The sequence below is a fragment of the Anaerococcus sp. C0059F3 genome (assembly GCF_056590475.1).
Genome location: NZ_JBWPWE010000004.1, coordinates 1 through 11,128 on the forward strand (window position 1 = coordinate 1; position 11,128 = coordinate 11,128).

Here is an 11,128-nt window from a genome sequence, read left to right on the forward strand (position 1 = left end):
TAGGAAAGAACAAAGAAATACCAGAGCTAGTTTAGTTCTAACTCTGGTATTAGGTCCAACTTTGTGGGGTCACTTTAGTGATTGGGGTTTTTATCTGATGGGCTATATCTTCTAAATATTCTATTTGCTTTTCGCTATTTTTGCTGGTGGTTTCCTTGGCTTCTACAATTTCAATAAATAGCTTGTAAATTTTATCTTCCAAAATCGAAAAATCATCTTGTTTCATAGGGATTTTATAATTTTGATTTTTCATATTTTCTATCAAATCGGTAAGCTCGTTAATTCTCTTTTTCTTTCTTTTTTCTAAAAAATAATGAAGTAAAAAAAGACTTATTATCCAAAATACATATACCATCTAGTCCATCCTATAACCTATTCCTCTTACAGTTGATATAACTTCCCTATCAAGCTTTTCTCTAATTCTTTTAATAGTTGATGTGAGAGTGTTATCATTTACAAACTTATCCCTATCCTCCCAAAACATTTCAAGAAGTTGGCTCCTTGTATAAACTCTGTGGGGATTTTTAATAAAGAAAAGTAAAATTTCATACTCAAGTGGAGTTAATTCAATATTTTCCCCTTTAAAATAAACTTTTGACTCGTTTAAATCTATTTTTATATCTTTATAAGAAATACTTTTATCTTGTGATATAGGCAGAGTCCTTAAAACTGCATCAATCCTCGCCCTTAATATAGCAAGTGAAAATGGTTTTGTTAGGTAATCGTCCGCCCCTTGATCCAAGGCTGCAATTATAAAATCTTCTTCATTTTTTACCGTTGTTACAATAACCCTGATGTCCTTTTCTTTTAATTTCTCTATCAGATGTTGACCATCTTTATCTGGTAGATTTATATCAAGTAGCGCTACATCAATATCAACATTCATCTTGTAATTTGCTTCATAAAAAGACTTTGCAAGCTCAACCTCATAGCCATTTTTTATTAAATATCTTTTCATTTGCAAGCCAATATCTTCATTATCCTCTATAATTAAAATTCTTTTCATTTGCTTCCTCGTTTTAAAATAGTATTTACAATATACCCTTATTAATTTTTAAAGAAAAACACCTATTGTTTATAGGTGTCTTACTAAAATTTATGGTAGAAACATGCTGAATCCTCTAGATCCCAGGCTCCTTCTTTTGTATAAAAATTATAAGCAGGTGAATTTTTCAAAGTTGTAAAAAATGCTCCACTTATAGCTTTTTTCTTTAATTGATTAATAGTTGTATTATACAGTTTATCCCCTAAACCTAATCTCCTATATTTTTCAGAAATGAAAAACTCATCAATATAATAGGTAGTTTCAGTGGCATATTTCCTAGAATATCCCAGTATTGCACCTATAATATCATTTCCATCTTCGATAAGATATCCAGTAAAGTTTGGAAAATTCAAAATATCAGTTAAGGATTCTAAGGCTGTTTCTTCTGTCCATTTATCATTCCATGGTGGAGCATTATAAACTTCTACCATCAACCTTGATAATTTAGATAAATCTACTTTTAAAATTTTCCTAATTTCCAAATTAAAACCTCCCTTATTTTCTATATTTTTTTAATTAATTTTTAATCGTCCATGAATTTTTTCAATTTTTCAGCATATTCTCTTGGACGTTCATGCAAAAATTGACCATGACCAAAGCCTTTAAATACTTCTACTGTCATTTGTGGTAAATATTTTTCCAAATTCTTTTGGCTTTTTGCTGGAATCGGTTCTTCGCTACCCCTCCAAAATAAAAGAGGTTTAGAATATTTTTTTAAATTCTCAGAAAATTTGTAATGGTAAATATATTTGCAAACATTTTTAATAGTTCTATTGCTGATTTTTGGATACATCATTTCGATAATACTTGTATTATCTTTGCCCATGACCTTATCTAATATATTCTTAGGAATTTTTATTCCTTTTTTTATCATATTTGTTCCTATGATAAAGGTCCAAGTATAAATAATACCCATCAACCCTAGTTCGGCAGTTATCGGCGCATCTAGCAGTGCATTTTTAACCTTAATATTTCCTCTTGAAATTAGGTCTACTGCAAGACTCCCTCCCATAGAAAATCCACAAAGTCCGTAAAGCTCCCCATTTAACTTATTTAATATGTAAGATTCTATATCTTCAATTGTTTTTTCCATTGAGATCATATCATTTATGCAAGAATTACAATGCCCATCAAGCTCACAAAAAATCACATAATAATCAGTAAGATAAGGCAAAAGTGGTTTAAAACATAAGTCAGCTGTAGATGCGAGACCGTGGATAAATAAGATAGATTTGTTAAATTTTTCTCCATAACAAGTAAAATTCATGATTTTTCCTTAGAATAAAGTTAGGATATATCCATCTAGTAAAGCTATCAGAAAGTACATAAAAAAAGCTCTTTCAAATGCTTCTATGTGTTTCTTTGGATTTTGGTACAGTGCTTTTTCTGGTATTTTTGATAGCCTAATTCTTTTTGTATTTCTCCACCACAATAGATCTATAAATACAAGGTCGAAAACATTCAATCCTTGTCCTAAAATTAATAGAGCTATAAAGTTTTGGACAAAACTTTCCTGACGAATTTTTAGTCCTAATATCAAAAATAAAATAGAAAATACTATAAAATTTGCAACAAATGTCGATGTTTTACTAGCTTCTTTAAATTTCCCTTGGTAGTCACCTATCCTTTTTATTTTTGCCTGCACTTCATCAGGGTAGGACATATAGTTTTTTAAATTTTTCTCATCGGTGCCTGTTCCCAAAAAACACAAACCGAAAAATATTAGGCATAAAATAAATAAGAAAATAAAAATCATAAATTGTATTCCCACTCTCTCTTTGATTTCCCTTTAGATCTTTATAAATCTTTTAAATTCAAGACTTCAATAATTCTATTATTTCATCTTGAGCTTCTCTTCCTTCTCTAAAAAACCTCACTAAAGGGTAACAATGGCACATGCCCTCACCAACAATAATCTCATATGGGGCTTTATATTTTTCCATTGCTTTTTTAAATTCTTCAGCGAAGGCAAAGAGACATTCATTGCCACCATAATAGAAATAAGTTTTTGGAAAATCAGTGAAATCTCCCTTTGTTCCATCTAACATATATTCTGGCAAATCTGCATCTCCCATCAAGATTTCTCTGGCGGTTTTAAAATATGTTGGCTCTATCATGATGTCTTTTTGGTTTAGTTCTTTTAATTTATCCCATATCTCTTTGTTTTCATCTTGGCTTGCATCAGGAATTCCTCCTGGAGAGACTGATATTATTTTGCCAGGCATTGGAAGAGGTTTTCCCAAAGCATTATTGTGAAGAAATATTCCAAGAGAAAGACAAGCCCCTGAAGAAAAACCCAATGCACTTATATTATAAGCTTGGTAAGTTTCTGTCATTAATCTATAGGTTTCAAAACAAACTTCATAGGTCTTACTCACATTAACATCTTCTGAACATAGAGGATAAAACAAAAACCAGACGTCTTTATTAGTTTTTTCCATTATCCTTTCGGCTAAAGAAAAATCTATTTTATTCGGTTGTGTAATCATTCCCCCACCAAAAAGGTAAAGAACAGCTCCATTAGCCGGACTTTTATTTTTTTGATAAGTTATGAGCATAGATCCCATCACATCCCTATCAAATAGAAAATAATTTCTCCTCATAGCTCTCTTTTTTGCCTTCTCAAGCTCAAAAACTACTTTTGCATTTTCGCCTTTTGCATATTCTAGCATCTCTTCTTTATTTTTTAAAAACATTTTTTTGACACCAAGAAGTCTTACAATGTCAGCTGCTATTTTATAAGTTAGGCTCATTTTCTACCTCTTTTTCATATAGTAACAGTTCTTTTCTGATACTAATTATTACTTTCATTATACCTTGATTTTTTATTAAATTTACTAAAAAACTGGCTTAGAAATTTTATCTCATAAGCCAGTTATAAAGACTTTATTTTATTTTTCAAGTAAAGCAATTGCTTCTAAATGTCTTGAATTTGGAAATTGATCGTAGATTTCGTAGTCCTTTATCTCAAATCCCCTATCTATAAAAGTTTTTAAATTTTCCATCTGTGTTTTTGGATTGCAGGAGATGTAGACAAATTTTTTGCAGTCGATATTTAGAATTTTTTCTAAAGATGCAGGACTTATTCCTGCTCTTGGTGGATCTAATACCACCACGTCGTATTTGTTTCCTACTTTTTCTATCTCTTCTAAGACATCGCCACAGAGGAAATTTACATTATCTAGACCATTTATCCTTGCATTTTCTCTTGCTTTTTCTACTGCTTCTTCGACAATCTCTATACCAGTTGCAGTCTTTGCTACACTCGCCATTAGCTGGGTGATAGTACCTGTTCCTGAATATAGGTCGAGGACATCCATTGTTTTATCTATTTCAGCTAGATCAAAGGCTTTTTGGTAGAGTTTTTCTGCTGTAAATACATTTGGCTGGAAGAAAGAAAATGGGGATATCCTAAATTCTAAGCCCATCATTTCTTCTGTGATATATTCTTTGCCGTAAATTAATTTTATCTTTTCAGGAATAACTGCATCTGCAACCGAATCATTTAAGACATGATATACTGAGAAAATTTTACCATCAAGGTCTAAATCTAAAAGCATGTGCAAGAATAATCTTAATCTTGTTTCATCAAAAATGTCATCACTTGTGGTTACCAATATTACCATAATTTGGTCAGTGTGCATGGCTTTTCTAATAACAAGGTGCCTTAAAAGACCTTCTTTTGCCATCTTGTGATAAAAGTCAGTTCCTTTTTCTCTAAAATATTCCTGGACTTTTGATCTTATGGTATTAAAATCAGAATCTACAATATTGCAATTCTTACAATCCACTATTTCGTAAAATCTTCTCTTTCTATGAAGTCCTAAAACAAGCGGGCCACCCTTAACTGAGTCACCAAAAGTATATTCCATCTTATTCCTAAAACCTTTTGTGATAGGTGACCTATTTATTGATATGTCATTGTTATATTCAATTCCATGTTCATCAAATAAATCTTTTATCATTCCATGCTTAAGCATAAGTTCCGTTTCATAAGCAAGTTTTTGATAAGCACAACCACCGCAAATTTCAGCTTGTGGGCAATATTCTCTAGCATTTTCAAGCTTTGATCCTTCAAGGAGCTCTATGTATTTCCCTTTAATCCTATCCTTGTTTTTCTTTCCAGCTTTTACTCTTACGGTTTGGCCTAAAAGACCACCTTTAAATTCTACTTTTCTTCCATTTTCGTCAAAACCTATTGAAATATTTGGATATTTCATTTGGGTTATTTTTATATCTTTAGTCTGTCTCTTCTTCATCTATACTCCAAAATTTATTTATAATTCTTTCAAAATCATCTTTATCATTTGCTATCACTTGATTTGTCCAATGTTTTGGGAAAAGCTCCATATATTTTTGCCATGAATACCTATCATCCAAAAGATAAATTATTCCCCTATCTTCTTCTCCTCTTATAACCCTTCCAGCTGCTTGAAAGACCTTATTTAAGCCTGGATAAGTGTAGGAATAATCAAAGCCATTGAAACCTTCTTTGTCAAAGTGATATTTAATCAAATCTCTTTCTTTTGAGACTCCAGGCATGCCTACAGATATTATCATCGATCCAATTAGCCTATCGCCAATTAAGTCTACTCCTTCAGAGAAAATTCCACCAAGAACTAAAAATCCAATTTTAGCCGAATCATAGGTAAATTCATTTAAAAAATCTCCCCTAGCTTCTGCTGTCATTACTCTTTCCTGGATTAGAATTTCTTCATCAAAATTATCCTTATAGTACTCTGCCACATCCTCCAAATATGAGTAAGATGGGAAAAATATAAAATAATTACCTTTTTTACTTGCGACAAAATCCCTAATTGATTCTGCAACCAGTGCCAGGTTCCTATTCCTATCCCTATATCTTGTAGATATAGATTTTTTAAAAATCAAAAGATGACTAGGATTAAAAGGCATATCTAGTCTTAGTTTTAAGGAATCTTCTCCAGCAAGCGCCTTTACAAAATAACCCATTGGCGAAAGGGTTGCAGAGAAAAATATCGATGACCTTGCAAGTTTATATTTATTTTTAAGCACTTCTCTAGGATCGGCACACTTTATCTCAAAACTTCTCTCAAAACTTCCTGGGTCATAAGAAATGACATTATAAAAGCCTTCTGCAAAGTAATCCGAAATTTTTAGATACTTATTTATTTCAAAATAGAGATCTAGAACCTTGTCATAAGCTCCATGGTCAGTTTTTTCTACAAGAAATTTTTCCATTGCCTTTGATAAAGCAAGCAAATCCTTGTCCAATACATCTATGTAATCATTTGTAAAATAATAGGAATTTTTCTTTGCAATTTGGCCTAATTTATTAAAATCATCTACAATCTGGCCCAATTTTTTTCTTAACTTTCTATCTTTTTTCTCATCTAAAAGTTCGATTAAACCTGTAAAAGTAGTATCTTTGAAGGAATAGGAATACATATCCCTTGTTCTTTCTAATAGGTTGTGGGCTTCGTCTATCAAAAATACATAGGAATCTATGACTTCCTCAAAAAACCTCTTCAAAAAAACATTTGGATCAAAAACATAATTATAATCGCAAATTACAAAATCAGCATAGAGGCTAATATCGAGTTCAAATTCTAATGGGCAAACCATATATTTTTTTGCATACTCGATAATTATATCATAGTCTATGGTATTTTCATTCTCTAGTATATCTTTTAAGGCATCATTTACCCTATCGAAATGGCCCTTGGCATAAGGACAATCAACAGGATTACAAGAAACCTCGTCATTTAAACAAATTTTTTCCTTACTTGTAATATGTAGGGCTTTTATGAAAAGTCCCTTATCTTCAAGAAGATTTAGACTTTTTAAGGCTTCTTTTGCTATGGTATTTTTGCTTGTTAGGTAAAATACCTTGTCTGTTAAACTTTCAGGCATGGATTTTATACTTGGGAAAATCGCTGAAATAGTCTTTCCTATCCCTGTTGGTGCATCTACAAAAAGATTTTTTTCTTCTAAAATTGCCGTGTATACAGCCACAGCCATCTTCCTCTGGCCTTTCCTGTAAGATGGGTAAGGAAAATCCAATTTTTTTATGGACAAATCTCTTTTTTCTTTATTAGTAGCCAAAATTTTTGAAAATATTATGTATTCATCTAGGAGCTTAAAATAAAAATCTTTGAGTTCATCAAAGCTAAAGGACTTTTCAAATATCTTAGACCTATAATCATCAACCGATACGTAAGTTAGGGAAATAAGCATCGTATCTTGTGAATTGTCAAGAGCATAAAAGTAAGCATAACAAAGAGCCTGGGCCCAATGGAGTTTATTATCATCTGTAAGATCATCAAGGCTTCTAGAAGTTGACTTAATCTCATCTATAAGATAGGTTCCATCTTTTTTGCCAAGACCATCTGCCCTACCTTCAACCTCAAAAACTACGTCCTTATAGGTCGTAATATTTTTAAGTTTATATTCTTTTTTATAAGTCTTATCGTACTTAGCTTGAATTTTTTGGTGAGCCCTAATACCTTCAATCATCATGGTATTGTCCCTAAATCTGTTATCTATATCGCCAGATCTCATAACGAATTCAATTAAGTTTCGAACAGATGTCCTTATTTTCATAACTTCTCCTAGTATTACTATACTCCTTTGGGTATTAATTAAGAAAGGAGGACTTATGAACCAAACAATCAAAAACCAATTAAAACACAGGACTATTAGAGAATTTACAGGTGAAAAGATAGACGACGATACAATTAAAACCCTACTAGATGTTGTAAATATGTCGGCATCTTCAAACGGCATGCAAAATATGTCTATAATTAGGATTACGGATCCAAAAATCAAAGAAAAATTAGCAGAAAATGGCAACCAAGCCTACATGGCAAGGGCGACCGAACTTTGGATTTTTATCGTAGACCTAAAAAGAAATTACGAAATAGCTAGAGAATTAGGCCTTGAAAATGACAATATCATAAGCTTTGATAAATTTATTCAAGGTTTTACAGACGCAATTATTGCTGCACAGAATTTGACAATTGCTGTTGAGTCTTTAGGCCTTGGAGCTAATTATTTTGGTAATATCCACAATGATACAAAGAAGGTAATAGAATTACTAGGGATGCCAAAATTAACCTACCCAGCAGTTGGCGTTGGTTTTGGAGTTCCAAACCAAGATCCTCAAATAAAGCCAAGATTAGATATAAATTTAAAAAACTTTGAAAATTCCTATAAGACCTATGATTCTTATCTAGAAATGATAAAGGCTTATGATGAAGAAATGGCAACCTACTATGATTTGAGAGATTCTGGTAGAAAAAGTGAATCTTTTTCAAGTCAAATTCCTAAAAAACAAGGATCCATTATCAAAAATAGAAATAAAATGTTTGAAACCTTAGTTGACCAAGGTTTTGTCTTAAATCCAGACTAAAATTTTGAAATTTCCCCCAATTAGCTTATAATGAATCTATCAGAGTAGGTAAAGAGCGATTAGTGCTGGAAAATGGGTTGTTGTTTCCAGACGAAACTTCCGATTCTTTATCGCAACCGCTGACCTCTGATAGAAAGGGGAAAAAATGAATAAAAAAATTAGTGTTGATTCACTCGTGAAGGCGGCTATGTTGACGGCTTTATCAATTATCTTTTCAAGATTTTTTGGTATTTTCATCACACCAACAATTAAGTTTTCTTTTGGCCACTTGCCATTGATGCTTGCAGGCATGCTATTAGGTCCAATACCTGGAGCACTTGCTGGACTTGCAGCCGACTTAATAGGTGTTGCTATAAATGCTGGAGGCACACCACACTTTGGATTTACCTTAGTATCTGTCCTAACAGGTCTTATACCTGGACTTATAACAGAATACTCAAAGGATAAAAACATTTCTATGAAGGTTCAAGTTGGACTTATGGTATTTTTTGTGTTTTACATCTGTCATATGTTCTTAAATACATTGTGGTTAAGCCAATTATTTAACAATCCTTACAAGGTAATGTTAGCTTCACGTTTTGTAAAAGTATTAGTAGATGGAATAATAAATTATTTCCTTTTATATTTTATTGCTACAAAATTACTAGATAAATTAAAATAGGAAAAAGGCGGTAGATTTACCGCCTTTTTCCTTATTTATTTTCTTTTATAAAATCATTTATATATCTAACTACTTCTTCCTTAAAAGAATCATCTCCAGCATATCCTACAACCAAGTGGCCATGCTCTTTCACTTTTCCAACAACCATGAGATTTCTATAGAGTTTATTCTCACCCGTTCCCTGATATCTCATATCTGTGATTATCCCTATAATCATCCTTGGAAAATCTATTCCATGGTCTATTTCAAATTCTCGCATAACTCCATGGGCCATGATTTCTGCAGAAACCCCATCATCAATTGTCAATCCGTCAAGATTTGCAATTAATACATTAGATTCTTTAAGATGAGCAGTATCTGCCTGCGATATTTTAATATCAGTTATAATCGCATCATTATTTTTCTTATCGTTTATATCTGCATTTCTTTGTGGAACATAAAGTTCGAGATCAGTATTTTTTTCTATATACTGGGCTAAATCTTCTGTCCACCTAAACATAGCATCATTAAAAAAATGACTTGCTAAATATCCTTTCAATATTTACTCCTTAAAATTTTCTGCCAGCGCCGCCTCCGCCTGAAGATCCTCCACCACCGGAAAATCCTCCGCCGAAGCCTCCTCCTGATGAACCGCCACCAAAGCTTGAAGATCCCCAAGAGTCTGAAGAGCTAGACCAAGATGACCAACCTGGACCAAATCTTGGATAGGTGTATCGTCTTCTTCTGAAGCCTCCACCACCTCCACCTCGATAATTATTCTTATTTATAATATTTGATATTATTATAAAAATAATAATCATAAAGAGAATGGTCTTAAGTGATATGCCTCCATCATTAGAATTTGCAAGCTCGTCTTGATAGCCAGTATAGTCCTTTTCAAGTTCTATATCGTATTCAGCACAAATCTCACCTACAACAGCATTAAAACCTTCATTAAGGGCCTCAGAATAATTACCATCTCTTAGATCGTCAAGCATGAAAGAATCAATTATCCTACCAATTTTACCGTCATTGAGCCTGCCTTCTATGCCGTAACCAGTGATGATATTTATTTGATTTTGCCCTTCTTGGTCACTCATTAGTAAGAGAATTAAAACTCCATTATCTTTTTTTTGATCTCCTATTTTCCAAGAGTTGAATATTTCCGTACCATAGTAATTTCCTTCAAGCCCTTCTGGATTATCCAGGGTCATGACTATTACCTGGCTTCCTGTCTTATCTTCAAGTTGTCTGTTGGTTTTATTTATATTTTCCTTGGTCGATTCGTCTAAGAGATTTTCTTCATCCAGGTAATAATTGTCCGTTGGTTTCGGGATGCTAGCATAAGTTTTACTTTGAAAAAGGCAGAAAAATATTAAAAATATTAGCCAAAGCCTTTTTAATTTTGCCTCTCTCATGACATCTCCTTTTATTTCCTAGTTATTTTTAAACTAAGCCTAATTACCAAAGTCTACCTTTGGTGCATCTTGAGCACTCGCATCAGCCTTAAAGTATTCAGCCGCATCATAACCTGTAAATTTTGCTATTAGGTTTGTTGGAAACTTCTTTATATCAGTGTTATATGCCTGAACAGCTTCGTTATAATTTTTTCTTTCTGTTGAAATCCTATTTTCGCTACCAGCTAATTCATCCATTAATTGAACAAATTGAGTATCAGCTTTTAATTCTGGGTAGGCTTCGACAACTACATTAATATCTCCAATTGCTCTTGTTAGCTCTTCGTTAGCCTCAGCAAGTTCTTTTGGATTTTTAGCATTTTGGACACCTGCTCTTGCATTTGTAACTTGAGTTAAAGTTTCTGATTCGTGGTCAGTGTAGCCCTTAACTGTGTTTACAAGGTTTGGTATCAAGTCTGCCCTTCTTTGGACTACGTTTTGTACTTGAGCGTAAGCCTGGTTTACATTTTCACGACTGCCTGCAAGTCTATTATAGGTTGGCACAATCATAATAAGGGCAATTACAATGATGGCTATTATTGCAATTAGTATCCCCGCAGCACCTGATCTTTTCTTTTGGTTTGTCATTTATTCCT

12 protein-coding genes, 1 pseudogene and 1 riboswitch are annotated in these 11,128 nt (G+C 32.7%); of the genes and pseudogenes, 2 read left to right on the forward strand and 11 right to left on the reverse strand.

Annotated features, from left to right (window positions below):
• Window positions 1-70: 70 nt before the first annotated feature.
• From AC1EJ5_RS03255 to AC1EJ5_RS03290, 8 genes and pseudogenes are all read right to left on the reverse strand, one after another.
• Window positions 71-355 (reverse strand): annotated as a pseudogene (locus tag AC1EJ5_RS03255) (sensor histidine kinase); the annotation flags it as partial.
• Window positions 356-1,006, reverse strand: coding sequence for a response regulator transcription factor (locus AC1EJ5_RS03260; RefSeq protein ID WP_479814507.1), 651 nt, complete (start codon window positions 1,004-1,006; stop codon window positions 356-358). It lies immediately after the preceding pseudogene.
• A gap of 83 nt (window positions 1,007-1,089) precedes the next feature.
• The gene (locus AC1EJ5_RS03265) at window positions 1,090-1,527 is read right to left on the reverse strand and encodes a GNAT family N-acetyltransferase (protein ID WP_479814509.1); all 438 of its coding nucleotides are present in this window, start codon (window positions 1,525-1,527) and stop codon (window positions 1,090-1,092) included.
• Window positions 1,528-1,568: 41 nt separating this feature from the next.
• Window positions 1,569-2,312 (reverse strand): alpha/beta fold hydrolase, encoded by a 744-nt coding sequence (locus AC1EJ5_RS03270; RefSeq protein ID WP_479814511.1) that lies wholly within the window; start codon window positions 2,310-2,312, stop codon window positions 1,569-1,571.
• Between the two features lie 9 nt (window positions 2,313-2,321).
• Complete coding sequence (locus tag AC1EJ5_RS03275) at window positions 2,322-2,801, reverse strand: ABC transporter permease (RefSeq protein WP_479814513.1); 480 nt, start codon at window positions 2,799-2,801, stop codon at window positions 2,322-2,324.
• 58 nt (window positions 2,802-2,859) lie between these two features.
• A complete protein-coding gene (locus AC1EJ5_RS03280; protein ID WP_479814515.1) occupies window positions 2,860-3,798 on the reverse strand; it encodes an alpha/beta hydrolase in 939 nt (312 codons plus the stop codon).
• A gap of 138 nt (window positions 3,799-3,936) precedes the next feature.
• Window positions 3,937-5,304, reverse strand: a complete 1,368-nt coding sequence (gene rlmD / locus AC1EJ5_RS03285; RefSeq protein ID WP_479814517.1) for a 23S rRNA (uracil(1939)-C(5))-methyltransferase RlmD — start codon at window positions 5,302-5,304, stop codon at window positions 3,937-3,939.
• A complete protein-coding gene (locus AC1EJ5_RS03290; protein WP_479814519.1) occupies window positions 5,285-7,627 on the reverse strand; it encodes an ATP-dependent DNA helicase in 2,343 nt (780 codons plus the stop codon). Before AC1EJ5_RS03290 ends, rlmD begins: the two co-directional genes overlap by 20 nt.
• 55 nt (window positions 7,628-7,682) lie before the next feature.
• Between AC1EJ5_RS03290 and AC1EJ5_RS03295 the strand changes: the two genes are divergently transcribed.
• Entirely contained in the window at window positions 7,683-8,435 is a 753-nt protein-coding gene (locus tag AC1EJ5_RS03295; RefSeq protein ID WP_479814521.1) for a nitroreductase family protein, read from the forward strand.
• A gap of 38 nt (window positions 8,436-8,473) precedes the next feature.
• Window positions 8,474-8,559: riboswitch (THF riboswitch) on the forward strand.
• 21 nt (window positions 8,560-8,580) lie between these two features.
• Complete coding sequence (locus AC1EJ5_RS03300) at window positions 8,581-9,096, forward strand: folate family ECF transporter S component (protein ID WP_479814523.1); 516 nt, start codon at window positions 8,581-8,583, stop codon at window positions 9,094-9,096.
• Window positions 9,097-9,127: 31 nt separating this feature from the next.
• On the opposite strand, the gene AC1EJ5_RS03305 is transcribed toward AC1EJ5_RS03300, so the two are convergent.
• From AC1EJ5_RS03305 to AC1EJ5_RS03315, 3 genes are read right to left on the reverse strand one after another with little or no spacing between them, the layout of a single operon-like run.
• On the reverse strand, window positions 9,128-9,634 hold the full coding sequence (locus AC1EJ5_RS03305) for a nucleoside 2-deoxyribosyltransferase (protein WP_479814525.1): 507 nt from the start codon (window positions 9,632-9,634) through the stop codon (window positions 9,128-9,130).
• Between the two features lie 10 nt (window positions 9,635-9,644).
• A complete protein-coding gene (locus AC1EJ5_RS03310) occupies window positions 9,645-10,493 on the reverse strand; it encodes a TPM domain-containing protein (RefSeq protein ID WP_479814527.1) in 849 nt (282 codons plus the stop codon).
• Between the two features lie 39 nt (window positions 10,494-10,532).
• Window positions 10,533-11,120 carry a LemA family protein gene (locus tag AC1EJ5_RS03315; RefSeq protein WP_311480310.1) on the reverse strand — a complete coding sequence of 196 codons (588 nt, stop codon included), beginning with the start codon at window positions 11,118-11,120 and terminating at the stop codon, window positions 10,533-10,535.
• Between the last annotated feature and the right edge of the window lie 8 nt (window positions 11,121-11,128).